This window comes from Pseudomonas duriflava (assembly GCF_007830155.1).
Lineage (GTDB): Bacteria > Pseudomonadota > Gammaproteobacteria > Pseudomonadales > Pseudomonadaceae > Chryseomonas > Chryseomonas duriflava.
Map to the genome: position 1 here is coordinate 37,609 of NZ_VLKY01000017.1, position 25,999 is coordinate 63,607.

At 56.0% G+C, this 25,999-nt stretch carries 21 protein-coding genes; 5 read left to right on the forward strand and 16 right to left on the reverse strand.

What is annotated here, in order from left to right:
- Window positions 1-185: 185 nt before the first annotated feature.
- Complete coding sequence (locus IQ22_RS19450) at window positions 186-650, forward strand: glycine zipper domain-containing protein (protein WP_145145102.1); 465 nt, start codon at window positions 186-188, stop codon at window positions 648-650.
- Between the two features lie 53 nt (window positions 651-703).
- Here IQ22_RS19450 and IQ22_RS19455 read toward each other — a convergent pair whose 3' ends face one another.
- The 7 genes from IQ22_RS19455 to IQ22_RS19485 all read right to left on the reverse strand — a co-directional run bounded on the left by IQ22_RS19455 (window position 704) and on the right by IQ22_RS19485 (window position 8,680).
- Complete coding sequence (locus IQ22_RS19455; protein ID WP_145145104.1) at window positions 704-1,927, reverse strand: aldose 1-epimerase family protein; 1,224 nt, start codon at window positions 1,925-1,927, stop codon at window positions 704-706.
- Between the two features lie 171 nt (window positions 1,928-2,098).
- Complete coding sequence (locus tag IQ22_RS19460) at window positions 2,099-3,427, reverse strand: MFS transporter (protein ID WP_145145106.1); 1,329 nt, start codon at window positions 3,425-3,427, stop codon at window positions 2,099-2,101.
- An 81-nt stretch (window positions 3,428-3,508) separates the two neighbouring features.
- Complete coding sequence (locus tag IQ22_RS19465; protein WP_145145108.1) at window positions 3,509-4,897, reverse strand: sugar porter family MFS transporter; 1,389 nt, start codon at window positions 4,895-4,897, stop codon at window positions 3,509-3,511.
- Between the two features lie 190 nt (window positions 4,898-5,087).
- Entirely contained in the window at window positions 5,088-6,236 is a 1,149-nt protein-coding gene (dgoD, locus tag IQ22_RS19470; protein WP_145145110.1) for a galactonate dehydratase, read from the reverse strand.
- A 54-nt stretch (window positions 6,237-6,290) separates the two neighbouring features.
- Window positions 6,291-6,917, reverse strand: a complete 627-nt coding sequence (locus IQ22_RS19475) for a 2-dehydro-3-deoxy-6-phosphogalactonate aldolase (RefSeq protein WP_145145112.1) — start codon at window positions 6,915-6,917, stop codon at window positions 6,291-6,293.
- Window positions 6,910-7,884, reverse strand: coding sequence for a 2-dehydro-3-deoxygalactonokinase (locus tag IQ22_RS19480; protein WP_145145114.1), 975 nt, complete (start codon window positions 7,882-7,884; stop codon window positions 6,910-6,912). The genes IQ22_RS19475 and IQ22_RS19480 overlap by 8 nt, the downstream gene beginning before the upstream one ends.
- Window positions 7,877-8,680 carry an IclR family transcriptional regulator gene (locus IQ22_RS19485; RefSeq protein ID WP_145145116.1) on the reverse strand — a complete coding sequence of 268 codons (804 nt, stop codon included), beginning with the start codon at window positions 8,678-8,680 and terminating at the stop codon, window positions 7,877-7,879. The genes IQ22_RS19480 and IQ22_RS19485 overlap by 8 nt, the downstream gene beginning before the upstream one ends.
- Window positions 8,681-8,832: 152 nt before the next feature.
- On the opposite strand from IQ22_RS19485, the gene phoB reads away from it, so the two are divergent.
- From phoB to IQ22_RS19500, 3 genes are all read left to right on the forward strand, one after another.
- Window positions 8,833-9,522 (forward strand): phosphate regulon transcriptional regulator PhoB, encoded by a 690-nt coding sequence (phoB, locus tag IQ22_RS19490; protein WP_145145117.1) that lies wholly within the window; start codon window positions 8,833-8,835, stop codon window positions 9,520-9,522.
- Between the two features lie 17 nt (window positions 9,523-9,539).
- The gene (phoR, locus tag IQ22_RS19495; protein ID WP_145145126.1) at window positions 9,540-10,874 is read left to right on the forward strand and encodes a phosphate regulon sensor histidine kinase PhoR; all 1,335 of its coding nucleotides are present in this window, start codon (window positions 9,540-9,542) and stop codon (window positions 10,872-10,874) included.
- Between the two features lie 68 nt (window positions 10,875-10,942).
- Window positions 10,943-12,295, forward strand: coding sequence for a hemolysin family protein (locus IQ22_RS19500; protein ID WP_145145128.1), 1,353 nt, complete (start codon window positions 10,943-10,945; stop codon window positions 12,293-12,295).
- Window positions 12,296-12,342: 47 nt separating this feature from the next.
- Here IQ22_RS19500 and IQ22_RS19505 read toward each other — a convergent pair whose 3' ends face one another.
- From IQ22_RS19505 to IQ22_RS19545, 9 genes are all read right to left on the reverse strand, one after another.
- A complete protein-coding gene (locus IQ22_RS19505) occupies window positions 12,343-14,256 on the reverse strand; it encodes a sensor domain-containing diguanylate cyclase (protein WP_145145130.1) in 1,914 nt (637 codons plus the stop codon).
- A 180-nt stretch (window positions 14,257-14,436) separates the two neighbouring features.
- Entirely contained in the window at window positions 14,437-15,339 is a 903-nt protein-coding gene (locus IQ22_RS19510; RefSeq protein WP_145145132.1) for a peptidoglycan DD-metalloendopeptidase family protein, read from the reverse strand.
- Window positions 15,340-15,452: 113 nt separating this feature from the next.
- Window positions 15,453-16,319 carry a response regulator gene (locus IQ22_RS19515; protein ID WP_145145134.1) on the reverse strand — a complete coding sequence of 289 codons (867 nt, stop codon included), beginning with the start codon at window positions 16,317-16,319 and terminating at the stop codon, window positions 15,453-15,455.
- 124 nt (window positions 16,320-16,443) lie between these two features.
- Window positions 16,444-17,169 carry a phosphate signaling complex protein PhoU gene (gene phoU / locus IQ22_RS19520; protein WP_145145136.1) on the reverse strand — a complete coding sequence of 242 codons (726 nt, stop codon included), beginning with the start codon at window positions 17,167-17,169 and terminating at the stop codon, window positions 16,444-16,446.
- Between the two features lie 172 nt (window positions 17,170-17,341).
- Window positions 17,342-18,175: a phosphate ABC transporter ATP-binding protein PstB gene (gene pstB, locus IQ22_RS19525; RefSeq protein WP_145145138.1), complete on the reverse strand. Its 834-nt coding sequence runs from the start codon at window positions 18,173-18,175 to the stop codon at window positions 17,342-17,344.
- Window positions 18,176-18,238: 63 nt separating this feature from the next.
- Window positions 18,239-19,855 (reverse strand): phosphate ABC transporter permease PstA, encoded by a 1,617-nt coding sequence (gene pstA, locus IQ22_RS19530; protein ID WP_425298884.1) that lies wholly within the window; start codon window positions 19,853-19,855, stop codon window positions 18,239-18,241.
- 123 nt (window positions 19,856-19,978) lie between these two features.
- Complete coding sequence (locus IQ22_RS19535; RefSeq protein ID WP_167654193.1) at window positions 19,979-22,009, reverse strand: ABC transporter permease subunit; 2,031 nt, start codon at window positions 22,007-22,009, stop codon at window positions 19,979-19,981.
- Between the two features lie 360 nt (window positions 22,010-22,369).
- A complete protein-coding gene (locus tag IQ22_RS19540) occupies window positions 22,370-23,341 on the reverse strand; it encodes a PstS family phosphate ABC transporter substrate-binding protein (RefSeq protein WP_145145144.1) in 972 nt (323 codons plus the stop codon).
- Between the two features lie 235 nt (window positions 23,342-23,576).
- Window positions 23,577-24,887, reverse strand: a complete 1,311-nt coding sequence (locus tag IQ22_RS19545; RefSeq protein WP_145145146.1) for an MFS transporter — start codon at window positions 24,885-24,887, stop codon at window positions 23,577-23,579.
- Between the two features lie 533 nt (window positions 24,888-25,420).
- Between IQ22_RS19545 and IQ22_RS19550 the strand changes: the two genes are divergently transcribed.
- Window positions 25,421-25,822, forward strand: coding sequence for an acyl-CoA thioesterase (locus IQ22_RS19550; protein WP_145145148.1), 402 nt, complete (start codon window positions 25,421-25,423; stop codon window positions 25,820-25,822).
- The last annotated feature ends 177 nt before the right edge of the window (window positions 25,823-25,999 follow it).

Here is a 25,999-nt window from a genome sequence, read left to right on the forward strand (position 1 = left end):
GGCCTTTAGTAAAACACTTCAACTAGGATAAAAATAAGCAGACACGTGTTCGCTGAAAAAGTTTCGGTAATAGATTCATACATTTAAGTTCTGTGTCTGTCCTCGCAATCTATTACACGTTCTACTTGCCAAGCGAAGCGGTAATCACGAGGATCACCGCCATCATCCTCATGCGAGTTTTGATTATGAAGTATTCCTCGATCCTTCTGTTGTCCCTGAGCCTGATTGGTACCAGCGCAGTGGCGGGCGACGATTTGCGGGCCGGTTTAGGCGGTGCGCTGGGCGGGGTTGTAGGCTCGGCCGTCGGCAATGCCGTAGGCGGTAGCACAGGGTCCACCATCGGTGCTGGCATCGGCGGCGCTGCCGGCGGTGCCGTAGGTGCCAAGCGCGGCGACAAGACAGAGGCCGCCATTGGCGGTGGCCTGGGCGCGGCAGGCGGTAACATTTTAGGTAATGCTGTAGGCGGTAGCACAGGCGCCATGGTCGGTGCAGCCTTAGGTGGCGGTGCCGGTTCTGCCTTGGGCAGCAGCATGGGCGATTCGGACGATCGTCACAGCAGTGGCGGCCGCCGTTACGAGGGTCGTCGCTATGCCCACGACAATGGCTTGCATCGCGGTCATCACAAAAAACACTGGAAGCACCGCGACTGATCCACGTTGCGTTAAAAAGGGCCATGCTTGTGGCCCTTTTTTGTTTGTATCAGTTATTTTTCTTGGCTCAAGTCCACCAGCGGCGTTTCACGCACCTCGGTCTTGCGTCCCTGCTGGATTGTTTCGACACGCTTGAGCGCATCGTTTACTGCCTTGGCGTCGCTGAGCAGGCTGTAAGTAATTTCGAAATCGCGCGTCTCCTTCGGCCCGATCTTTGGCACCAGGTTCAGATCACGCTGGAAGCGGCGGTTATACGAGAAGCTGGTTCCTGGCTCCAGTCCGGTAACATAGCCTTGCCCCGTTGTATCGGTGTTTTTCCAAAGGGAGAAAACTGGCAGCTGATTGATGTTGAAGCTCAGGCTCACACCTTGCTTACCAGCCTTGTCGTGCAATACAGCCAAGCTATTGCCTTGGGCGTCACCATACGGGAACAGGTTGTAGACCATCTCATCGAAATCCTTGGTCGGCCCACGGTAGGTTTGCCAGTCCTTCAGGTCACGTTTGGCATAATCGTTGAAGGGTGAAACCTCACGTACTGGCGCTGCAAACTTGGCACCCTCCTCCAGAAGCGGCGTACCGAAATTGCTGTGATAGAGCGCCTGATACTCTTTTTCATAATCGCCTTGGTTAGTTAGGCGATCATGCAGAGTGAAGTGAGTTGCCCCCGGCTCGGTTGTTAGCATGGTATCGACGAGAAAATCGATCTTCTTGAATGCCTGCTCACGCAACTCACCTTTGAGATGGATGGCATACGGTGGCTTCTCGTCAATGGTTAGCACTACTTTGGAAGCCGGGATATTGGCTGCGCGACCATGCAGGGTCAGTAGCTCACCCTTATCCATGCCGGGATGGCCCACCCACTCGTAGCCACAGCGGGTCACCAATTCATTGAACCCTTCCAACCAGCCTAGGCCGCCACGGCCATTAAGCTCGATGAACGCTGGATTTACCACCTCATGCACCGGTGAGTCCCAGCCTAGCCGTACGTTACCGGAAGTCGCATGCAGCACGTTCATGCCGCGGTTCGGCACGACAGTCATTTTCATCGCACCGGTATTGATCTCAATCAGGCTCACCCCTTCCTGGCGGCCGCCATGTAAGGTTTTAAGAGTGACCGAAAAAGGCTTGTCTGTTTTTACGCCAAGCTGCTCGCTGGTAATGCTCCAGTTTTTGGCAGGCGTGTTCGCATCGATAAGCGTGTATTCCCAAGCAGACGCAGGGGCGGACAAGGCTAGCAGGCCAAGGCTGGCCCATAAGAGGGAAACAGAAGTGTTCATTTCAAATTCCTTGTTATTGATTTTATGCTCCGCCGTTTCATTAGCTGAAACGATTTAGCAGAGTAGGAAGAGTGTAGAACACCTAGCCTGTTTTGCACGCAGTAGAGATGTGGATTGGCTGGAAAAACAGTAAAAAACCGGAGCGCAGGTGCACTCCGGCCAAAGAGACATTTACTCTTCGAGTCGCTCAACCTTGCCGACTACAAGGCCGTAGCTCAATGCACCTACCAGGGCTGTAATACCGATATAGGTGATCGCCGGAGCAAAATTGTTTCCATCAACAAGCAGGCCAACCACAATCGGTACGCTGATGGACGCCAGGTTACCGATAAAATTGAACATCCCCCCCGTCAACCCCAACAGGCGCGCCGGCGCCACGGCAGACACCATCGACCAGGTAATCGACGCCAGACCATTACCAAAGAAGGCCACTGCCATGCAGGCAATGATCAGTACAGGAGTATCAACAAAATTCGCCCCGATAATGCATGTAGAAATTAACAGACCACTGATGATGGGTAATTTGCGCGCCATGCCCAACGAGACGCCACGACGTACCAGCCAGTCTGATAGCAAACCGGAGCAGATAACCCCGAGGAAGGCAGCCAGGAATGGCACCGAAGCCAAGAACCCTGCCTTGATGAAGTCCATGCCTCGGTATTGAACCAGGTACGTGGGAAACCACGTCAGGAAGAACCACAGCGTGGAGTTCAGGCAGAACTGGCCAATATAGATGCCCCACAGCTTACGCTTGTTGAGTACGGCCCATAGGTCACTCCAGCGGAACGCCGCACGGGACTTGTTTTTCTTTTCCAGATCGACAAGGCCGCCACCCTGCTCAATCAGCGCTACCTCCGCGGCATTGGCGCCTTTGAAGTCCTTTGGCTCTCGGTAGATCAGGTACCAGAGGGCAGCCCAGACGATCCCGACCCCGCCTGTTACCACAAACACCATGTGCCAGCCGAACGTCTGCTGCAGGTAGATCAGAACCGGAGTCAGAAAGGCTAATCCCACGAATTGCCCAGAGGTATAAAAACCGATAGCTGTAGCCCGTTCGCTTTCCGGAAACCACGTGGTTACCACCCGGTTATTGATGGGATACGCTGGTGCTTCCAGGGCACCCACTGCCAGACGCAGGACAACCAGGCCTACAAAACTGCCGACAAAGCCCAGCCCAATGGTTGCCAGAGACCACAGTGCGATGGCGATCGGATAGAGCACGCGCGGCGAGACTTTATCTACCAGCCAGCCGCCAGGAATTTGCATGGCCGCATAGGTCCAGCCGAACGCGGACAAAATCAGCCCCATGTGCACAGGGTCAATGTTCAAGTCCTGAGCCAGATGCGGCGCGGCGATGGAAAGGTTACTGCGGTCGAGATAGTTGATCACTACCGTGACGAACAGCAATACCATGATGAAATAGCGCGAACGTGAAGCCGTCTGGGTTTGAATCCCAGCATGGGCCTTACCGTAGGCCGTGCGGGTTGAGGAATGTTGCATCACCGTTACACCTGTCTTGGACTTGTTATACACAACGGAGATGACGCACCGGCGGCACTCGCCGGTGGTCTCTTGCAAACGCTACTGCCCGATATCGCGCAGCGGTTTGCCACTCATGAGGTTACGTTCGATCTGCTCTAACGTAGTGCCTTTGGTTTCCGGCACGAGCCAGAACACCAGCAGGATGAAGAAGGCATTCAACGCACCGTAGAGCCAAAAGGTTGCGGCATTGCCAATAACGTTAAGCAGCGTCAGGAAAGTTGCCCCAACAATCATGTTGGCGATCCAGTTGGTGAACGTGGAGCAGCCGATGCCAAAGTCGCGACCCTTAAGGGGTTGTACTTCGGAGCACAGCGTCCAGATCAGCGGACCGGCGGACATGGCAAAACCAACAATAAAGATCAGCAGCATGGCAACCGTGAAGATCTGCTGTCCATGGCTTAGCGTACCCATGTTCATCATGGTGCCAACAACGCCCATACCGATTGCCATGACGACAAAACCGGTATACAGGATCGGCTTACGACCCCAGCGGTCTACCAGGAAGATTGCAATAAAGGTGGCCAAGACGTTGGTCAAGCCTACCGCTGCGGTAAACCACATCTGGGCCTGGGTGTCGTAACCCATGCCCTCGAAGATGCGGGGCGCGTAATACATCACCACGTTCATGCCTGTGAACTGCTGGACAATCTGCAAGAGCACGCCCAGCCCTACGGAGCGTCGGAAATTCGAGTTTTCCTTGAACAGATGCCAGCCGCGCTGCGGAATACGCAGTTGCTCTTCGATGTCGCGGATTTCTTGCTGGATGATTGCTTCCTCATTACCACGCAGCTTACGCAACACTTCTAGCGCTTGTTGTTTGCGCCCCTTCATGATCAGCCAGCGCGGGCTGTCTGGCAGCACCAGGACCCCTATCAGGAACAGTACGCCTGGAATGGCGATGATTCCTAGCATCCAGCGCCACGCACCGCTGTAGCTGAACGCCGTGTCAGAAAGAAAGGCGGCAAGGATGCCTACGGTGATCATCAACTGGTACAGCGAAATCATTGAGCCGCGAATCTGCTCCGGCGCTACCTCCGCCAAATACAGCGGGGCTGTAAACGAGGCGATGCCGATAGCCAGACCCAGGATAAAGCGCCCTACAATCAACGAATTCGGTGACCAGGCGAAACCACATAGCACTGATCCCAACACAAAAAGAATCGCACCCAGAATCAAGGAGCGCTTACGCCCTAGGGCAGCGGACATCCAACCTGCCCCTAACGCCCCCAGGGCTGCCCCTAGCATCATGCTGCTGACAATCCACTCGATCACCCGATCAGAGATCTGGAATTCTTCTTGAATAAAGTGGGTAGCGCCTGAAATCACGCCGATATCCAGGCCGAACATCAGCCCGGCCAAAGCTGCCAGAATGCAGGTAAACACTGCGGTGCCCCGAGTTTTCTCGGCGGTATGAGTACTACTCGTCATAAACTGGACTCCTGCCTTTTGGGCGTTGTTTTTGTAATGCCGGTCCGTCAGTACGGAGGAAAATGTGCGTGCGTTCCCGGATCAGCTTTCCAGTGACTCGCGAGGTTCCGCTCCAGTTCGTTTCAAAATGTTAAAACTGCCGAGCCAGGCGCATTTTCTGCCTCTGACCGGCTACTCAACGAATATAGGGTTACCACTCGGCAAAGCTGCCGTCCTTGTGGCGCCAGATCGGATTGCGCCAGCGGTGGCCAATGGCGGCACGCTCGATGACATACTCTTCGTTTACCTCGATGCCCAACCCCGGGCCCTGCGGGATCTTTACGTGACCATCCCCGTAATCGAAGACTTCTGGGTTCTTGATGTAATCGAGCAGGTCGTTACCCTGATTGTAGTGAATGCCCAGGCTCTGCTCCTGGATGAATGCGTTGTAGCAATTGGCGTCCAGCTGCAGGTTAACCGCTAGGGCAATCGGGCCGAGCGGGCAGTGCAACGCGATGGCTACGTCATAGGCCTCGGCCATGTTCGCGATTTTGCGTGTCTCAGTGATGCCACCGGCATGGGACGGGTCGGGCTGGAGAATATCCACGTAGCCATCCTGCAAGATGCGCTTGAAGTCCCAGCGCGAATATAGGCGTTCGCCCAAGGCAATGGGCGTGTTGCTCATCAGAGCGATTTCCTTGAGCGCCTCGTAGTGCTCGCTGAGTACTGGTTCCTCAATGAACATCAGACGATAGGGCTCCAGCTCCTTGATAAGCACCTTGGCCATGGGCTTGTGCACCCGGCCATGGAAGTCAACACCAATGCCAAAGTGTGGCCCGCAGGCGTCCCGGATGGCTGCAACATTGGCAATGACCTGATCCACCTTGTCAAAGGTATCGACAAACTGCATCTCTTCAGAAGCGTTCATCTTAATGGCGGTAAAACCCTTTTCCTTACGCTCTAAAGCATGTGCAGCCGTCTCGGCCGGGCGGTCACCACCAATCCAGGAATAAACCCGGATACTGTCACGCACCTGCCCACCCAGCAGATCATGCACCGGTACGCCCAAGGCCTTGCCCTTGATATCCCACAAGGCTTGATCGATACCCGCCAGGGCGCTCATGTGAATACCGCCGCCCCGGTAAAAGCCGCCCCGGTAGAGCACCGTCCAGTGATCCTCAATGTTGCGCGGGTCCTTGCCGATCAGGTAATCGGCAAGCTCATCGACCGCCGCAGCTACGCTGTGGGCGCGCCCTTCAAGTACCGGCTCGCCCCAGCCAGTGATGCCCTCATCGGTTTCGATCTTCAGGAAACACCAGCGCGGCGGCACGATATAGGTCGTAAGTTTGGTGATTTTCATAGGTTTGCCTCGATGCATTCGGAGCCAGCTCGGCGGCTCTTCCAAATCCGGTCATTACTGGTTGGCGAGCCATTTCCAATTGTTTGCAAAGGACTGTGCGTTGCGACTGACGTCCTTAACGCTCATGCCCGGCGTGTAAAGAGCCGAGCCTAGTCCGAAGCCATTGGCGCCGGCCTTGATGTACACGTCCATGTTGTCGGGCGTGATACCACCCACCGGCAGCAGGGCAGTCTCCTTTGGGAAAACCGCACGCCAAGCCTTGACCACGGCAGGGCCGAGCTGCTCGGCCGGAAACAGCTTGAGCGAGTCCGCACCTGCCTCCAGTGCCGCAAAACCTTCGGATGGTGTTGCAACACCCGGTGCGCTGATGAGTCCGGCCGCCTTGGTCGCGCGGATCACGGCCAGGTTGGCATTGGGCGACACGACCAGCTTGCCACCGGCAAAGGCCACATCCGCCACCTGACGCTCGGTCAGCACCGTTCCGGCACCGATCAGGCAGTCGGCACCCAACTCGGCGGACAGCAGACGAATGCTTTCCAGAGGATCGGGCGAATTCAATGGAACCTCGATCAGACGAAAACCAGCCTCGTACAAGGCTTTGCCGACCGGCACTATTTCATCAGGCGTGATGCCACGCAGGATGGCGATCAGGGGCAATTTTTTCATGCAGGCGTCAAACATGGCGGTTGTCCTCCGAGGAAGGGGATTCAGCTGCAACCAGCCCGGCGGCGAGGGCAATGCGCCACAGGCCAGTACGGGTTGCCTGCTCAAGCAGGCGTACATCGGTAATGTCGAAGAAAGCCAAGGCGTCCTGATAACGACGGCACAAGGCCGGATCGCCAATCAACACCAGTGGTGGACAGGCGCTACCGTTCAGGTTGGCGACAACACTGCGCAGCTCTTCGCCAATCAGCAGGCCCGACAGGTAATCCAGACTGTGGCGTGCCGGCAGGTCACCTGCCAGGAACAGGCTGCGCGTAGTAAATAACCGCCCAATCACTCCCTCCGCTCCGCTGTCACGGGCATTGATCAGGCCGCGCTGAAAGGCTTCGGCCGACGGCTCGCTGCCCTCCTCCCGCGCTGGCTGCCCCAGAATCGAATGCTCACGCAAGACGGCAAACAACTCGCCGGTCATGTAGGTGGAAAAATGGTCGATCCGGTGGTTACGGATCGTCGCCCATTTGCTATGAGTCCCGGGCAAGACCAGTAAAGCATGCTCAGCCAGAGCAGGCTCTAGGTCGAGCGCCCCAAAAATCTGGGTTTCCTCGCCGCGTAGCACATTGGGTAGTGCGCCGCGCTGCATCACCCCTGGAATCAGGCTCAACTCGCCGCAACCACTGTCAAATGTCAGCAAGCCTTTCGCCAGGCTTTCCACATCCGCCGGGCACTCTACATAAGAAACCTCACGCCAGCCCTGCCGACTTCCAATCATGCCGGCCGCAACGGCAGGCACAGACGGCCACTGCTCACGCCAGTCGCCGACCAGCTCACGAAATGCCTGGGAGAAATCTCCGTCAGGCGTATGCAGGATGCCCCAAGGTTTCGAACGGGTATCAAGTACCTCCCCGTTCTCACCCAAAAGATAAGCGCGTAGCGACGAAGTACCCCAATCGAGGCCGATCAGGCGTGGCGTGGCCGTTTCATTCATGATTGACTCCACCCGGGATTGTCCATCCGAGATCAAGGGAAATGGCCCGTGCGCACGCGATGACATCCGGGCACAGCGCCCGTAAACGTACTTCAGGCATATAGGGAATGGCGCTGGCAACACTCAAGGCCGCCACGATAGTGCCACTGGCATCACGTATCGGTGCCGCCACGCAGCGAATACCCAGTTCGTTTTCTTCCAGATCAAAGCTATACCCGCCAGCAACATAGGCCCGCTGCTGCGCCAGGTAATCCGGCCAGGGAGTAAATTCCTCGCGCAGGCCCGGTTGTCCGGCACGTCGCTGCAAGCCTTCTTCGTAGAGTGCCTGCCACTTCGTCTCAGGCAGATCCAGCATCAGCGCCTTGCCAACACCGGTCAGGGCCAGAGGCATCCGCAAACCGACCCGAGAGCGCATCTCAAGGCCTCGTGCACCGGGTAATTTATCGAGATAGAGCACATCGCCGCCCTCGCGTACACCCAGGTGAACGGTGTCCTGCGTAAGCTGAGCCAAGCGCTCCAGATGCGGGCGCGCCAACTCAGTTAAAGGCAGCTGATCACGGGCTTTGAAACCCAGTTCGATGAGCTTGGCACCAAGCATGTATTGACCATCCAAGCTACGCAGGTAACCGGCCTGTACCAAGGCCGCTACCAAGCGATGCGTGGTACTGCGCGTACAGCCAATGGCTTCGCCAATAGTTGCCAATGTACGGGCACCACGGGCAATGGCTTCAATGACGGCCAACCCCCGGAACAGTGCCTGAGCGCCAGCCGGCGCGTTGTTGTTTTGATCAGACATACTGCTCACTCTAGCCCTTTAAAAAAGCAATCTCAATATGTGAAATATAATCCCATAATGTGGGATGAATGAGATGTTCGACGATCTGTCACATGACTGCAACAATTAGGTTATCTAATGCGCGAGCACTGTGCCGAACAGCGAGGAAAGCAATGGCGGGCAAGTCAATTCTTATCGTCGATGACGAAGCGCCTATTCGTGAAATGATTGCGGTCGCGCTCGAAATGGCGGGTTATGAATGTCTAGAGGCGGATAACGCGCAACAGGCTCATGCCCTGATCGTCGATCGCAAGCCCGATCTGGTCCTGCTCGACTGGATGCTGCCGGGTACTTCCGGCCTGGAGCTGGCACGCCGCCTAAAGCGCGACGAGCTTACCGACGCGATTCCGATCATCATGCTCACCGCCAAAGATGACGAGGACAACAAAGTCCAGGGTCTAGAGGTAGGTGCGGACGACTACATTACCAAGCCGTTTTCGCCTCGCGAGCTGGTGGCGCGCCTCAAAGCTGTACTGCGTCGCACCGGTACCTATGACAGCGAAACCCCGATTGAAGTAAATGGCCTGGTCCTCGACCCGATCAGCCATCGCGTGACGATCGACGGATCTCCTGCTGAAATGGGCCCTACCGAATACCGCCTGTTGCAGTTCTTCATGACCCACCAGGAGCGCGCCTACACTCGTGGCCAGTTGCTTGATCAGGTCTGGGGCGGTAATGTTTATGTAGAAGAGCGCACCGTAGATGTTCATATTCGCCGCCTGCGCAAGGCATTGGGTGAAACCTACGAAAATCTCGTGCAGACGGTGCGCGGAACCGGTTATCGTTTCTCGACCAAACTCTAAATAAGCAGGACCCTCCCTTGAACACGGATGTGCGTTCATTGTTTGTGCGCCATGCGCTGCTCTTGTTGCTCATTTGCCTGCCGCTGGGCTGGCTGACCGAGGCCTATAGCACGTTCCTGGCAATCGGCCTGTTTATTTACGTACTCTGGCTGGTGCGTCATCTGATTCGCCTGCAGCAATGGCTGCTCAAGGCTGAAGATGGCGTAGAGCCACCAGAAGCCAGTGGCTTCTGGGGCGAGCTCTTCGATACGCTCTACTATGCCCAGCGCCGCGAGCGACAAAAGCGCGAGGGTCTGGAAGCCGTAATCGACCGGGCCCTGGCATCTACCGCAGCTTTACGCGATGGCGTGGTTTTGGTGGATCGTCATGGCAATCTCGAGTGGTGGAACCCTGCCGCTGAAGGGTTGCTGGGCCTGCGTAGCCCTCAGGACAATGGCCAGCCCATCGCCAACCTGGTTCGTCACCCGCGGTTTTCCGAATATTTTTCCAGAGGCATCTATCAGGACCCGTTGGAACTCACCTCTCCGCTTAATGACCGGCAGTATCTTCACGTACAGATCACCCGCTTCGGTGAGGGGGATCGATTGATCCTGGTGCGAGATGTGACCCGCCTGCATCAGCTGGAGCAAATGCGCAAGGATTTCGTTGCCAACGTTTCCCATGAACTGCGTACGCCGCTGACGGTGATCGCCGGTTATGTGGAAACATTGGTGGACAATGCTGACCAGGATGCCAATCCGCGTTGGCTACGCGCACTAGGTCAGATGCAGCAACAGGCCAACCGCATGCAACATCTAATCGATGATCTGCTACTCCTGGCCAAGTTGGAAGCTACCGACTACCCGGCGGATAACAAGCCAATCGCCATTGCCCCAATGCTCCATGTCATCCAGCAGGATGCCCGTGCGCTATCAGCCCAGCGAGGACACAAGATCACCCTGGAAGCGGATTCCACCCTGGCTCTCAAGGGTAGCGAGCCGGAATTGCGCAGTGCTTTTTCCAATCTAGTCTTTAATGCCGTGAAATATACCCCTGATGGCGGTCAGATCCGCATTCGCTGGTGGCAGGACGAGCGTGGCGCTCAACTATCCGTGAGCGACAGTGGCTTGGGGATCGAAGCGCGTCACCTGCCCCGCCTGACTGAGCGTTTTTATCGTGTCGATGCCAGCCGCGCCTCTAGCACAGGCGGCACAGGGCTAGGACTGGCCATCGTCAAGCATGTGCTGATCCGCCACCATGGCCACTTGGAAATCGAGAGTACACCCGGTCAGGGCAGTGTCTTTACATGCGTTTTCCAGTCAAGTCAGATTGCCCATCTAAATGATAAGGATATTTCGTTACAACAGCTCTGACGACTGTGACTTGAAACTGACCTCTAAGACCCCCATGCTAGGGGCACCTTAATTAACTTGAACCCCTAATGGACCCTTCTCCTAGTCTCAATTCTTCCGTTCTGCTCGCTGACTTCGGTCTCGTTCTATTCGCTTTGTTCCTGGTGTTACTTAATGGCTTCTTTGTTGCCGCCGAGTTCGCCATGGTCAAGCTGCGCGCTACCCGCGTAGAAGCCCTTGCCGAACAGCATGGCTGGCGTGGCCGTATTTTGCGTACCGTACACAGTCAGCTCGATGCTTATCTGTCCGCCTGCCAGCTAGGTATCACCCTTGCCTCGCTGGGCCTGGGTTGGGTCGGCGAACCGGCTTTTGCCGAGTTGTTGGAGCCCCTGCTCCGGATGATGGGTGTCGACAAGCCTGAGGTTGTGCATGGAGTTGCCTTCTTCACGGCATTCTTCATCATTTCTTATCTGCATATTGTGGTAGGTGAACTGGCACCCAAGTCCTGGGCCATTCGCAAGCCCGATCTGCTTTCCCTGTGGACGGCTGTACCGCTGTATCTGTTCTACTGGCTGATGTATCCCGCCATCTGGTTGCTCAACGCCAGTGCCAACGCCATCCTACGTATTGCGGGGCAAGGCGCCACCAATGGCGACCATGAGCACCATTACAGCCGCGACGAACTCAAGCTGATCCTGCACTCTAGTCGGGCGCTGGATCCGACTGATGAGGGCATGCGCGTGCTGGCCTCGGCGGTAGAGCTTGAAGAGCTGGAAGTCGTCGACTGGGCGAATTCCCGTGAGGACCTGATCTACCTGGATCACACGGCCTCTCTGGAAGAGATCTTGACCATTATTCGCCGTCATAAGTACAGCCGGTACCCGGTCTATGACGAGGATAAGAACGAATTCACCGGCGTTCTGCATATCAAGGACCTGCTCCTGGCCATTGCCGGACTGGATAGCCATGCCGAGTCGTTCGAGCTGGAAGACCTGATTCACCCGCTGGAGCGCGTTACCAAGCAGATGCCTTTGTCTAAACTGCTAGAGCAGTTTAGACAGGGCGGTGCGCATTTCGTGCTGGTAGAGGAGGCGGACCACAAGGTTGTGGGCTTCCTGACCATGGAAGACGTACTTGAAGTATTGGTCGGTGATATTCAGGACGAGCACCGCAAGGCCGAGCGCGGCGTATTGGCTTATCAGCCGGGCAAGCTGCTGGTTCGGGGCGATACGCCACTGTTCAAGGTCGAACGCCTGCTGCATATCGACCTTGACCATGTTGAAGCAGATACTTTGGCCGGCCTTGTCTATGACAGCCTCAAGCGTGTCCCGGAAGAGGACGAGGTGCTGGAAACTGAAGGCCTGCGCATCATCATCAAGAAAATGAAAGGGCCAAAGATCATCCTGGCCAAGGTGATCAAGCTGGCCAGCCGAGACGAGTAATCCTTTTCGCCTCATCAACAGGCCGGCCTTGCGCCGGCCTGTTTGTTTCAGCGCTCACCCAGGCAGGCCCGGTTACGCCCCTCTTGCTGAGCGAGACGTAATGCCTTGCTGGCCGCCTGCAAGAAGCCGAAGCTGTCGTCTCCCCGCTCAGGAGTCCAACTGACTACGCCAATGCTGGCGCTAAAACTTACCGTGGCGCTACCGTACTCGATCCGCATATCGCTCGTTTCGTAGCAGATGCGCTCGGCCAGAGCGTGGGCTTCTGCAGCAACGGCGCCTGGCAGCACCATGATAAAGGTCGCGCCCTCCAGACGGGCCGTCAGGTCACCCGCACGCTTTGTGTATTCGCTCAAGAGGCTGGCCAGCGCCTGGATGCACTTGTCACCCAGAGGATGGCCAAAGGCTTCGTTTATCTCCTTGAATAAATCAATCTCGATTATTAACAGTGCAACAGGGGTTCCACTGCGTTTGGCTCGATTGATTTCCTCAGTGAAATAGGTCTCGAAATGGCGGCGATTGTGAACGCCACAGAGTGGATCAACGGCATTTATATGAACTAACTCTGCGTTGGCGGCAGCCAATTCTTCATTAGTCTTGATCAGTGACTGGGTACGTTCCTGCACGCGGCGTTCCAATTCTTCATTGGCCTGCCGTTGCTGTTCGAGGGCTTCCTGCTGAGCCTGCAGATGCGCCTCACGCTCCGCTGCCAAGCGCTCACTGGCCAGCAAAGCCTCTCGTTGCGCCTGAATCCGGCCGATACGCTCTTGATTAATTCGCTCGACCAAGGCAATGGACAACAGGACGAACTCCAGCGTGAACCCTATGACCTGACTATTTAGCAGCAGTGGCGAGTGGGGAACAAACCCTTCCAACGCCAGGATCAGCAACAGAGTACTGACCGTCAGCACTGACCACGCTAGGGTCAGGTATTTGGCAGAGGAGCTACCCTTTCGCCAGAGTGTAACTGTAGTCGCAAAGCCAAGCACGCTGCTGAGGAAAGCCAAGGATACGGGGAAGAGAAAACGCAGCAGCTCCGGCTCAAGGAGCGTTACGCCAGCCGCCAACGCCCAGTAAATCAGTATGAGATTATTCGCCCAAAGCATCCAGCCTGGGTAGGCGGTCAGCCTGAGAAAGGTGCGTACAAACTGCGCAGCGAAGAGAAAACTCAGGCACACGAACAGCATGTAGGCCCGCACTGAAAATCCGCTGAATTCAGGCCAGAGATAGCGTTGCCCCAGGCCGGTTAGGCTTAGTTCGTAACCAATCACGCTGAACAGGTAAGCCACATACCACAGGTAACTCCTGTCACGTGTGAACAAGTACAGACAGGCGTTGTATACCAACATAGCCAGCATCGCCCCGAAGAACAATGACAGCAGCAGCTGCATCTTATGCTCATGCGCCTTGTAATAGGCTGGCGTCTCCAGCCGCATCGGCACCACCATAAATTCGAGTGAGCGCAGGCGAAGATAGACGGTAGCCGTTTCACCAGCAGCAATCGTAATCGGGTAGGCCAATTGACGTGTCGGCAAGGGGCGAACACTGAACGGCAGAGCATCTCCGGCAGAATAAACAGGGCCCCATGTCGCTGCATGACGTACTCGCACGTCGACCTGATCCAATGTAGGAGGTTCGATTACCAGCCAGCGCTCCTGAGGCTGCGCCAGCGGGTTGTGGACTTCGAAACGTAGCCAAGCACCAATGGATTGCTGCCCGAGGTTAATGGTTCGCTCACCCAAGGCTTGCCAACGATCATTAAACCCTGGCGCAGAGGCCTGCTCGAACGCCAGCGTAGCCGAGGCTGGCAGGTAATAGACAGCCTCGTTTGCCGTGATTGACGGCCCCGCCTGGTCATCCAGGCGAATTGATCTTGTTTCTGTAATCGGCTCGGCCACGACCGTGGTACCGAATCCGCCGCTTAACCAGAGCAGCCATAACAGCAGTACCCCATACGAACGCATCAGTCATTCCTCGACCGGATAGGTTGTTGTCTTTTCACGTAAGAGGCTCTGCTTCCTGATGCAGCCATGACCGTAACCCATGGATAGCCGAGCATCCAGCGGAACAGCCTTTCCTGGCGATGTCCCGTATCAGGGTAGCTCAAGGCGAATTTGAGAGATAAACCGCAAAACAATCAAGCGCTACCGACCGCCAATGGCGAAATTAGGCAGATTGTCGACGGGCTGAGCGAAACGGAAGGGAATTGACTCTAGTGCCAGCCCGGTGTTGCGTTGAATAACGAAGTGCAGATGAGGCCCCGTACTGCGGCCAGTATTGCCTGACAATGCAAGCGGTGTACCAGTCACGACGCGCTGACCTTCACGTACCTTGACCGAGCCTTGCATCAGGTGCAAATAAACGCTCATGGTGCCATCGTCATGCAGTACGCGAACGAAATTACCTGACGGGTTACTGCTACGCCCCGCCTGCTGGCTATTCTCGACCTTGACCACCGTGCCCGGACGCGAGGCGATGATCGGCGTGCCTTCCGGCATGGCAATGTCCACTGCGTAGCGGCCCTTGGGTGTGTTATGACTGAATGCCCCATTAGCCCCCTGACTGATACGGAACGGACCGCCCAGCCAGGGCAGTGGGTAGGCATAATCCCGAGCACCGCGGCTGGGGTCACCCATGGCATAGTTGAAGACCTGTTTGTAACGCAGTGGTCGATCTGGCGATGCCTTTTTCAACCGCATCAAGGTCGTCACGCTGTTAGGCGGCAGGAGCCGCCGAACCGAGGCGGACTCATTAATACCGGCCACGTTCTGCAACTGGTCCAGACGCAGCTCGACCTGTACCGGCGTCAGCAGATCATTTCGCGCCTCGAAGACTGTATCTCCACCCACCGTGCGGGTATTGAGACGTACCTGACGGTCTAGCCGTTCATTGGTGTCGTCCTCAAATACCAGGACCTTGGCCCCCTTAGTGACCTTGTCGGTATACGTGACGACTCCATTAGCGTCGGTAAACTTGTAGATCGGGGCGGCCCATGCCGAAGCTGCCATAACACACAGGCTGGACAGCATGAAAAAACGTTTCAGCATGTAGCGGCAGGGCTCCATTAAGTCAGAACCGGCCAAGCCTAGCAGCGTGGCGGCCATTCGACGAGGGTTCGCTCGTCGGACGATCTGATCACGGAGCCCCATGCGAGAAGGTATCAGGCACCAGGCACGTAGTGCTTTTGTGCCGTACCCTTGGCAATCAACCGGGATAAGTAGTCCAGTTTGGACTGATCCTCATCGACGAAGCGAAAGGACAACTGCAGCCAGTCACTGGTAGGCTTGGGCTCCACAGCCGCTACGGAATGCAGGTAACCGTTCAAGCGAGCGACATCCTGGACACCTTCGCCCTGCTCAAGGTCCAGCACTGCGTTATCCAGCACCTGAGGCAGTAGATCGCCGCGTTTGACGATTAATACTGCTTCCTTGAGGCTCAAGGCCTTGATGACACATCCCATGGTCGTCGAAGCTAGACGCAACTGTCCTTGCCCATAGGTAGCCTTGCCCTTGGACTTGGCGGGACGATCTGGCGTAGTCCCGCCTGTCTGGGCGGTACGTTGAGCCGACACCAGCATAGTGGCGGAGTCATTGGCGAACGAGGCAACGCCTCGCTGATAACCACGCGGATCGAGCATTTCAAGCTTGCCGATGCGACTCGCCGCCTTTCTAACCTTGCTGGTCAATTGCTCACTGGTAAACGGCTTGCCAATGTAATCAGACACGCCGGCCTGAATCGCCTGGACCACGTTTTCCTTATCGCCCCGGCTGGTAACCATGATAAATGGGGTTGTCGCATGTGCTTCCTGGCTACGGCACCAGACCAGCAGATCCAGCCCCGACATCTCAGGCATCTCCCAATCGCACAGGATCAGGTCAAATGATTGCTTCGACAGAATGGCCTGAGCCTTGCGTCCGTCCGCTGCCTCTTCCATCTCGATACCCGAGAACTGACTGCGCAACCCTTTCTTGATTAGATCGCGGATGAACGGTGCATCATCCACAATCAATACGGATACTTTACTCATTGACTACTCCATGGAGCCCGAGCGCAGCCCCACGAAGCAAAAGTGCCACAGCGGTAAGCCAGCTTACTCGAAACCTTAAAGCTTAGCTGAGGCCATGGCTGCCTTCACGCCGGGCACCCTGGACTCAACTACGCGGTTTGTTAACTTCCTCTGCCATCTTGGCTAGCCCAAGATGACGCACATCGGTACCGCGAACTAGATAAATCACTAGCTCCGCGATGTTACGGGCATGGTCGCCAATGCGCTCCAGCGAACGCAGCGCCCAAATGACACTGAGTACGCGAGAGATCGCCCGCGGATCTTCCATCATGTAAGTCGCCAGTTCGCGGATGGCTGTCTTGTATTCGCGATCAACTACCTTGTCGTACTGAGCGACTGATAAGGCCAATTCGGCATCGAAGCGCGCAAAAGCATCCAGGGCTTCCTGAACCATCTTGCGCACCTGCTCGCCAATATGGCGTACCTCGACATACCCACGCGGCGCTTCACCGTCCTCACACAGCTCAATCGCCCGGCGGGCAATCTTGGATGACTCATCCCCAATCCGCTCCAGATCGATCACTGACTTGGAGATGCTGATGATCAGTCGCAGATCAGACGCCGCCGGCTGACGACGCGCCAGGATGCGCAGACATTCCTCATCAATGTTGCGCTCCATCATGTCGATCTGGTCATCGATCTCACGAACCTGCTGTGCCAGCCCGGAATCGGCATTGATCAGAGCACTTACTGCATCACTAACCTGCTTCTCAACCAGCCCACCCATGGCCAGCAGGTGGCTACGGACTTCTTCGAGCTCGGCATTGAACTGCTGGGAAATGTGATGATTGAGGCTTTCTTTGCTGATCATGGCGTTAGTGTCCTGTTAGGGCTGGAGCAGACGAGGGCCGACACTCCATGGGACGAACGACTCAACGACAGGGCATGGCTTCCTTAAAAAGTCTTGATTGCCTCTGTATCGTCAAGTCGCCCGATTTATTTAGCGGTATACCGAAATTAGGCTGAAAAATGTGACGATTTCATTAACCGTAACGGCCTGTAATGTAATCTTCGGTCTGCTTTTTCGCCGGATTGGTGAATACGGTATCAGTATCGCCATATTCGATCAGCTTACCCAGGTACATGAATGCCGTGTAGTCGGACACGCGCGCCGCCTGCTGCATGTTATGCGTCACGATAACAATGGTATAGCGCGACTTGAGCTCATAGATCAGCTCTTCGATCTTCAGGGACGAAATCGGGTCGAGCGCCGAGCTAGGCTCGTCCAGCAGCAAGACTTCTGGCTGCACGGCAATGGTGCGGGCAATGACCAGACGCTGCTGCTGACCGCCCGATAGACCGAGCGCCGATTCATGCAGACGGTCCTTTACTTCATCCCATAGCGCCGCACCTTTGAGCGCCCACTCGACTGCCTCATCCAGAGTGCGCTTCTTGTTGATGCCTTGGATACGCAGGCCGTAAACCACATTCTCATAAATGCTCTTGGGGAACGGGTTGGGCTTTTGAAACACCATGCCAACTCGACGGCGAAGCTCAGCCACCTCGGTGCCTTTGGCAAAAATATTCTGACCGTCCAGGCGAATCTCGCCCTCGATCCGGCAACCATCAACCAGATCGTTCATGCGGTTGAAACTGCGCAACAGCGTGGACTTACCGCAACCGGACGGGCCGATAAACGCCGTGACACGCTGCTTGGGAATGTTCAGTTTTACATCGAACAAGGCCTGCTTCTGACCATAGAAGAGGTTAAGGCCCGGTACTTCAATGGCCACAGGCTCCTTGGACAGGTCTAGATTCTGCCGCTCACGGCCCAGCGCGCCCATACTGACGGCCGGCTTTTGGGTTTCTTGCTGCATGGATGACTCCCATGGGCCTCATGGCCCGTGATAGCGCTGCGTAGTACGCAGCGCCTGTATTCGTTAACTGTCGAGCGCCTTGTACTTTTCACGCAGGCGGTTACGGATCGCTACGGCCGACAGGTTCAGCCCGGCGATGATCAGAACTAGAAGCAACGCGGTGGCGTAGACCAGCGGCCGAGCGGCTTCGACGTTCGGGCTCTGGAAGCCCACATCGAAGATATGGAAGCCCAGGTGCATGATCTTCTGATCCAAATGCAAGTACGGGTAATTCAAGTTCACCGGTAGAGTAGGCGCCAGCTTAACCACCCCTACCAGCATCAGCGGAGCTACCTCCCCAGCGGCCCGAGCTACTGCCAGAATCAGACCGGTCATCATCGCCGGGCTGGCCATAGGCAGAACGACTTTCCACAAGGTTTCGGCCTTGGTAGCACCCAGGGCCAATGAACCCTCCCGCACGCTGCGCGGAATCCGGGCCAAACCTTCTTCAGTCGCCACGATCACGACAGGAACGGCCAGAATAGCCAGAGTCAGCGAGGCCCATAGCAGACCGGGCGTACCAAAGGTAGGCGATGGCAGGGACTCACGGAAAAACAGCTGATCGATAGAACCGCCCAATACATAGACGAAAAAGCCCAGGCCGAATACGCCATATACGATGGCCGGAACACCAGCCAGGTTATTTACAGCAATCCGGATCAGGCGCGTCAACGGGCCCTGCTTGGCATACTCGCGCAAGTAAATAGCAGCAATCACACCAAACGGCGTCACGATTACCGCCATGATCAGCGTCATCATGACCGTACCGAAAATGGCCGGGAACACCCCGCCCTCGGTGTTGGCTTCACGCGGGTCGGTCGACAGAAACTCCCACAGCTTGGCAAAGTAGAAGCCCAGCTTTTGCAGTGTACTCATGGCGTTGGGCTGATAGGCATGGACTACATTGGCCAGACGCACTTCGGTCTCACGGCCCGTCGCGTCACGTAGCGTCAGGCTGTCACGATCGAAATCCTGACGCAGCGAGACCAATTGATCTTCGAACGTACGATAACGCGCCTCCAGCTCGCTGCGCTCAGCAGCCAGGTCGGCTTGCGCAGTAGCATCCAAAGCATTATCCAACTCCAGGCCGCGCTCGCGAAGACGCAAACGCTCAAGTCCATAGTTGATGCCGCCAATGTCCACTTTCTCGAGCTGGCCGATCTGATCGGCCAGCTCGCTGATACGATCCAGGCGCTCACGCAAGGTGGGGATAGCCGCCTCACCTTCGGCCACGATCTTACCGTCCTCCTTGACGTTTATCAGATAGCCATAGAAGTTGCCCCACTCGCGCCGCTCAAGGGCAATTACATCGGTAGGCTTCTTTTGGTCCTGTAGCCAGTCCCCGACAACCCAGGCGAAGTCACTTCCGTTCAGCTCACGGTTACCCAGCTTGATCAGTTCACGGGTCATGAATTTCGGGCCGTCTTCCGGCACCGGCAATCCTGCGCCTTTCAGGCGCTCCAGCGGTACCTCCTCGGCCTGTACAACCTCGCCCATAATCGTCCGCGGCGCCTCGCCTGGAACGGCATAACGCGCCTCGATAACATCGGCTGGCCAGAAGTGAGCCAGGCCACGCACGGCGATGACCGAGATCAGACCCAGGGTCATGATCACCGCAATGGCAACCGCACCCCCACTCATCCAGATGCCTGGGGCACCGCTCTTGAACCACTGTTTCAGGGAACCCTGTTTCACGGCTTGCTTACCTATCCAGATCCAAGGCCCTCTCCCTGCGGAGAGGGTCATCCGTCGCCTGGGCGACACTTACAACGAGGCGTATTTCTTGCGTAGACGATGGCGAATGATCTCAGCCAACGTGTTCATCACGAAGGTAAAGGACAGCAACACCAGCGCCGCCAGGAACAATACGCGGTAATGGGTCCCGCCTACTTCCGACTCCGGCATTTCCACGGCCACGTTAGCAGCCAGGGTCCGCATGCCTTGGAAGATATTCCAGTCCATTACTGGCGTATTACCCGTTGCCATCAGCACGATCATGGTTTCACCCACGGCCCGCCCCATACCAATCATCAGCGCCGAGAAGATACCCGGGCTGGCAGTCAGGATCACTACACGGGTCAAGGTTTGCCAGGGCGTGGCGCCCAAGGCCAGCGAGCCATAAGTCAGGCTGCGCGGCACACTGAAAATGGCGTCTTCGGCAATCGAGAAGATGTTTGGGATCACCGCGAAGCCCATCGCCAAGCCTACAACCAGCGCATTACGTTGGTCATAGGTGATTCCCAGGTCATGGCTGATCCACAGACGCATGTCACCGCCAAAGAACCAGGTTTCCAGATAGGGGCTCATGCTAAGTGCGAACCAGCCGGTGAGCAGCACGACGGGAATCAGCAGCAGGCTCTCCCAGCCCTCCGGCATCCGGAAGCGGATCGACTCGGGCAGACGAGACCAGATAAAGCCCGTCAGGATAATACCGATCGGGGTCAGCAGAAGTAGGCTGAAAATACCCGGCAGATGGCCTTCTACATAAGGAGCCAGGAACAGACCGGCAAAGAAACCCAGGATGACTGTAGGCAGCGCTTCCATCAACTCAATGACGGGCTTGACCTTGCGGCGCATGCGCGGCGCCATGAAATATGCCGTATAGACGGCCGCAGCAATCGCCAGCGGCGCGGCCAGCAACATAGCGTAGAAAGCCGCCTTGAGCGTACCAAAGGTCAACGGTGCCAAGCTCAGCTTGGGCTCGAAGTCATTACTGGCCGAGGTGGACTGCCATACATAAGAAGGCTTGTCATAGCTCTCATACCAAACCTTGCCCCACAGCGCCGACCAGGATATTTCCGGATGCGGGTTGTTCAGTTCGAAGCCCTGCAGTTGACCTTCATGAGCCAACAGAACATGGTTGGCGCGCGGCGATAGAGTTAGCAACCCGCTGCCTTCGGCTATCTTGTCGACCAGCAGAGTGCGGTGCGCCGTGCTGTGGAACACACCGAGATTGCCTTTATTATCCAGCGCGATAAAACCTTTGCGGCGCTGCTCCGCCACGATCTGCGTAATTGGCGCATCGCCTAATTTGAAACCACGTACACGCTGAAGCTGCGGCTCGCCATCATTGCCCCGCGCCATGAACCACTGGTTGATGCCGCCCTTGGCGTCACCAATAAGTAGCGAAATGCCTCCCAGCAGCTGAGCGCTGGCTGTGACCTGATTGCTCGCATCGTCGATCAGCTTGTAATGCCCATTCAGCGTACGGTCACGGAGGTCGAAGACATCCGCCGAGACACGCCCGTTTATGACATACAGCCACTGCCCGCGTGGATCGAGATATAGCGCCTGTACTGTCTGGGCCAAACGCGGCAGATCGATGCGCTGCGACTCCAGCGTGGTTTCGCCGGTCAGCATGTTCTCTTCGAGGGTCAGCTTGAAGACTTGCAGCTCTGAAGCATTAGAGGCTGCCAGAGTCAGTTGCTCATCGTCAGCCGTCAGGCTCAAATGCTCCAGCGCGCGCCCCTGAGGATCGACCGTGATCGGCGCCTCACCGTAGGGGTAATCGACCCGAGGAACGATAACCCGCTTGCCTTCAGGGTAAACCGAAGCATAACTATGGCGCACCACGAGAGCCTGACCATTAGACAGTCCCAGCGCCACGAAGGGGCGAACCAGATCCTGCGCCACGGTTACTATCTGGGCACCAGTCGGGATCGGCAGTGCCTGACGGCTTAGTTCGGAGCCGTCTGCAGCATTAAAGAAGATCATTTCACCAGCAGCCGAAATCTGCATGCCGACTTCATTTTGCTCTTCCAGGCTCAGCGCAAGCGGCATACCAGCTTGCTGCATCCACGCAGGCGACTGCGGCTCTTCAGCTGAAATGCTTGCTCCCTTGAATAAAGGCAGCACCACATAAGCCAGATAGAAGAAAATCAGCGTGATCGCCACCAGGACGGTAAGACCGCCAACCAGGACATACCAACGGGTGAAGCGGTCCATCTTGGCCCGCCAGCGGCGCTTGCGGCGCAACGTCGGCGAGTCAAAATCGATCCGGGCGGGAGAGCGGGTTTCGGTCATAAAATACGAGCCTGGTCATTCGTCGCGCAGAGACTAATCGCGAGTTATGACAAACAGATGACAGTGATAAGACACGACAAGACCCGCCTGTGCAAAACACAGGCGGGTCGGGGGGAAGCGGTACCCAGGCTTTTAGAAGCCTAGATCCTTCCGCACTTTTTCAGCGACCTTGGCAGGAACCGGAATGTAACCGTCCTTTACCACCGCTTCCTGACCAGCTTTGGACAGGATCATCTTCAGGAATTCACCTTCCAACGGATTCAGCGGCTTGTTTGGTGCCTTGTTGACATAGATATAGAGGAAGCGGGACAGCGGGTAGCTGCCGTTTAGTGTGTTCTGCTCAGTATCTTCGATAAACTCAGTCGTGCCTTTCTTAGCTAGCGGTACGGTACGGACGCTAGACGTCTTGTAACCGATGCCCGAGTAACCAATACCATTAAGCGACTGGCTGATGGACTGAACCACCGAGGCCGAGCCTGGCTGCTCGTTCACGTTCGGCTTGAAGTCACCCTTACACAGAGCTTCTTCCTTGAAGTAACCGTAAGTACCGGATACCGAGTTACGGCCGAACAACTGAATTGGCTTGTTAGCCCAGTCGCCGGTCATGCCTACGTCACCCCAGGTTTTGATGTCTTGCTTGCCACCACACAGGCGCGTGGAAGAGAAGATCGCATCCACCTGCTCCATGGTTAGCCCCTTGATCGGGTTGTCCTTGTGTACAAATACGGCCAGGGCGTCTACAGCCACCGGAACCGCTGTCGGCTTATAACCGTACTTCTGTTCGAACGCCTGGATTTCAGAGTCCTTCATCTTGCGGCTCATCGGACCCAGGTTCGATGTGCCCTCAGTCAGAGCAGGCGGTGCGGTAGAAGAGCCGGCAGCCTGGATCTGGATGTTAACGTTCGGGTAGTTGCGCTTGTAGGTCTCGGCCCATAGCGTCATCAGGTTGGCCAGCGTGTCAGAGCCAACACTGGACAAGTTGCCAGACACACCGCTGGCTTTCTGGTATTCCGGAAGAGCCGGGTCGATGGCAGCGACGGCAGCCGTTGTGCCGACGCCAGCGGCGGCAAACGTCAGCGCTGCCATCAGACTTTTAACTTTCATGCCTTGCTCCTTGAAACAGGACGAGTAGGTTGGCGCCGGCCAGTATCGTAAGGCGGCGTGACCACTCTATGAAAGTTGTGTGACGAATGCATGACAGCAAAAAGCCCTCTTACGAGGGCTTTTTACAAGACATTACAAGCCGCTTAAAGCTGTAGCTCATCAGGCCTAACAAGCAAGGGCCATCCTCACCGGAAGTCTTGAACGCTGTAGCCTACTAAATAGCGCAGTGCCGACATCAAGCCAGCGCCGGTTCAGCACGACGCTCCTGTGCCAACAGATAGAAGCCGACTAACATGCCCAGGATAGCGAGGCCGGCAACATAGTAAGCCGGGCCTAACGGGTGCTGTTTAAGCATGAGCGTAACCACCATAGGCGTCAGCCCGCCAAAGATGGCATAGGCCAGGTTGTACGAAAATGACAGTCCCGAAAAACGAACCACCGGCGGAAACGCCAGCACCATGACGCGAGGCACTCCGCCAATCACACCCACGGAAAGACCGGCTAAAGCGTATAGCGGGAACAACCATTCCGGATGTGTCTTCAGGCTGGCATACATGGTCCAGGTTGCAACGCCCAGAATCGCTCCACCGATAACAAATATACGGCCACTGCCGAAGCGGTCAGACAGCGAGCCTGAAACGATGCAGCCAATGGTCAGAAGTAAAATCGCCAGGCTGTTGGCCCTGAGCGCTGTAGCCGCATCGTAGCCATATTGTGTTTGCAACAATGTAGGCGTCATGAGAATGACCACCACAATACCCGCTGTCAGCATCCAGGTTAGCAGCATGGACAGGATGACCGAGCCCAAGTGATCACGCAGCACAGCCTTGAGCGGAACTTCTTCTGCCAGCGACTTGCGCAACTGCATCTCGGCAAACACGGGCGTTTCATGCAACCAGCGACGAAGATAGACGGAGAACAGACCAAACACGCCACCGATCAAGAAAGGAAAGCGCCACGCATAATCATGCACTTCTGCAGGTGTGAATACAGTATTGATCAGCGTTGCCATCAGCGAGCCCAGCAATATGCCAAAGGTCAGACCTGCCGTCAGCGTGCCGCAGGCATACCCTACATGACGATTTGGCACATGCTCAGATACAAACACCCAGGCACCTGGTACTTCACCGCCAATCGCCGCACCTTGAATGATACGTAGCAGCAAGAGCAAAAGCGGCGCCGCGATACCAATCTGCGCATAGGTGGGCATCAAACCCATGCCCAGCGTAGGCAGCGCCATCATGAAAATACTCAAGGTGAACATTTTCTTGCGGCCCAGCAAGTCGCCAAAGTGGGCCATGATCACCCCACCCAGCGGACGCGCCAGATAACCGGCTGCAAAAATGCCAAAGGTTTGGATTTGCCGCAGCCACTCGGGCATTTCAGCAGGAAAGAACAGCTTTCCAACTACGGCAGCAAAAAACACGAAAATCACGAAGTCGTAAAATTCGAGCGCACCGCCCAAGGCAGAGAGAGATAACGTTTTGTAGTCACTGCGCCCTAATGGGCGTGAAGCAAGTAGATCGGTTGTAGATTGCGGTCTCATGGCTCAAGTCTCGTTAGAATTATAGGCACACGTTCGCGCTGGACCATGGAATCTGGATAGGCAGGGTTTACCCGCACACAGGTTCGAGCTGTACCGGTGAACGTTCCCCTAGTTAAGCAGGGGGAGCGTGAGTCCGCTTGGAGGCGGAAACGAGACATCTATAAAGAAGAGCGAGAACCAGGAAATGAACCGCTGTGTAAGCATGGGGCCTTAAAACGCATCCATTGCGCCATCTTGTGAACAGCGTCTAGAGCAAGGCCAAACCGGTTTAACGCAAACCATCACCTGTACAGCCACGGCAAGGTCTAGTCGGACTTATCGTGAGCAGAATCTCACAATAACAAATTGAAACGACTGTTCCAAAGCCATTTGGCGTTTTTATTTAAAATGTCAACTCTTTATCGTACCGAACCGGTAGCCTCGATATACTGGCGTCAATAAACTTATGGCCTAGCACTTTTGGCCATGTTTTTTTCAGTCTTTATCTTTCAGCATCCGACAGGAACACGGGCTCCCGAGGCGCCCTGCGCATGATAGAAGAACTCGAACAAGAAGATCCGATTCCTCAAGGTGATCTCGCTATGCAGATCACAGCCCTTCCGCGTGAAACCAACGGGTTCGGCGACATCTTTGGCGGCTGGCTCGTCTCTCAAATGGACCTTGCTGGTACCTCTATGGCCAGCCGAATCGCGCAGGGTCGCGTTGCTACAGTGGCTATCGATCGCATGGCGTTTCTGGTACCCGTTCCGGTAGGCGCCCAACTCACCTTTTATACCCGCGCCCTGGAAATCGGCCGTAGCTCGATTCGCATGATGGTCGAGGTATGGAGTGATGATCCTCTGACAGATGAGTGGAGCAAGGTTACCGAGGCGGCCTTCGTCTTTGTCGCTATCGACGGCAGCGGCCGCACCCGTCCCGTTCCAGCGCGCCGCTAGGCGCGCTCAGTTGAAAAATAAATATCCAGCCTTAGCCATCGGTATTCTTATTAATAGAAGAATAGTTAGATGGAGAGGGTAATAAGAGCCGCTAACAAAACCCCCTTGAATCTAAGCCTGGCTATGTCCACGATAGAGGCATGAGACATCGCAAAGAGATTACGGCTGCGCTGTGGA

What these genes read in the sequence shown, in the direction of transcription:
- IQ22_RS19475 (WP_145145112.1), bottom strand. Translation starts at nt 6,917, where the DNA reads ATGTTTGACGCCTGCATGAAAAAATTGCCCCTGATCGCCATCCTGCGT.
- pstA (WP_425298884.1), bottom strand. Translation starts at nt 19,855, where the DNA reads ATGAGTGGGGGTGCGGTTGCCATTGCGGTGATCATGACCCTGGGTCTG.
- IQ22_RS19540 (WP_145145144.1), bottom strand. Translation starts at nt 23,341, where the DNA reads ATGAAAGTTAAAAGTCTGATGGCAGCGCTGACGTTTGCCGCCGCTGGC.
- IQ22_RS19505 (WP_145145130.1), bottom strand. Translation starts at nt 14,256, where the DNA reads ATGCGTTCGTATGGGGTACTGCTGTTATGGCTGCTCTGGTTAAGCGGC.
- IQ22_RS19500 (WP_145145128.1), top strand. Translation starts at nt 10,943, where the DNA reads ATGGACCCTTCTCCTAGTCTCAATTCTTCCGTTCTGCTCGCTGACTTC.
- phoU (WP_145145136.1), bottom strand. Translation starts at nt 17,169, where the DNA reads ATGATCAGCAAAGAAAGCCTCAATCATCACATTTCCCAGCAGTTCAAT.
- IQ22_RS19510 (WP_145145132.1), bottom strand. Translation starts at nt 15,339, where the DNA reads ATGCTGAAACGTTTTTTCATGCTGTCCAGCCTGTGTGTTATGGCAGCT.
- IQ22_RS19450 (WP_145145102.1), top strand. Translation starts at nt 186, where the DNA reads ATGAAGTATTCCTCGATCCTTCTGTTGTCCCTGAGCCTGATTGGTACC.
- IQ22_RS19465 (WP_145145108.1), bottom strand. Translation starts at nt 4,897, where the DNA reads ATGACGAGTAGTACTCATACCGCCGAGAAAACTCGGGGCACCGCAGTG.
- IQ22_RS19545 (WP_145145146.1), bottom strand. Translation starts at nt 24,887, where the DNA reads ATGAGACCGCAATCTACAACCGATCTACTTGCTTCACGCCCATTAGGG.
- IQ22_RS19480 (WP_145145114.1), bottom strand. Translation starts at nt 7,884, where the DNA reads ATGAATGAAACGGCCACGCCACGCCTGATCGGCCTCGATTGGGGTACT.
- IQ22_RS19455 (WP_145145104.1), bottom strand. Translation starts at nt 1,927, where the DNA reads ATGAACACTTCTGTTTCCCTCTTATGGGCCAGCCTTGGCCTGCTAGCC.
- phoB (WP_145145117.1), top strand. Translation starts at nt 8,833, where the DNA reads ATGGCGGGCAAGTCAATTCTTATCGTCGATGACGAAGCGCCTATTCGT.
- IQ22_RS19460 (WP_145145106.1), bottom strand. Translation starts at nt 3,427, where the DNA reads ATGCAACATTCCTCAACCCGCACGGCCTACGGTAAGGCCCATGCTGGG.
- pstB (WP_145145138.1), bottom strand. Translation starts at nt 18,175, where the DNA reads ATGCAGCAAGAAACCCAAAAGCCGGCCGTCAGTATGGGCGCGCTGGGC.
- dgoD (WP_145145110.1), bottom strand. Translation starts at nt 6,236, where the DNA reads ATGAAAATCACCAAACTTACGACCTATATCGTGCCGCCGCGCTGGTGT.
- IQ22_RS19535 (WP_167654193.1), bottom strand. Translation starts at nt 22,009, where the DNA reads ATGCAGCAAGCTGGTATGCCGCTTGCGCTGAGCCTGGAAGAGCAAAAT.
- IQ22_RS19485 (WP_145145116.1), bottom strand. Translation starts at nt 8,680, where the DNA reads ATGTCTGATCAAAACAACAACGCGCCGGCTGGCGCTCAGGCACTGTTC.
- IQ22_RS19515 (WP_145145134.1), bottom strand. Translation starts at nt 16,319, where the DNA reads ATGAGTAAAGTATCCGTATTGATTGTGGATGATGCACCGTTCATCCGC.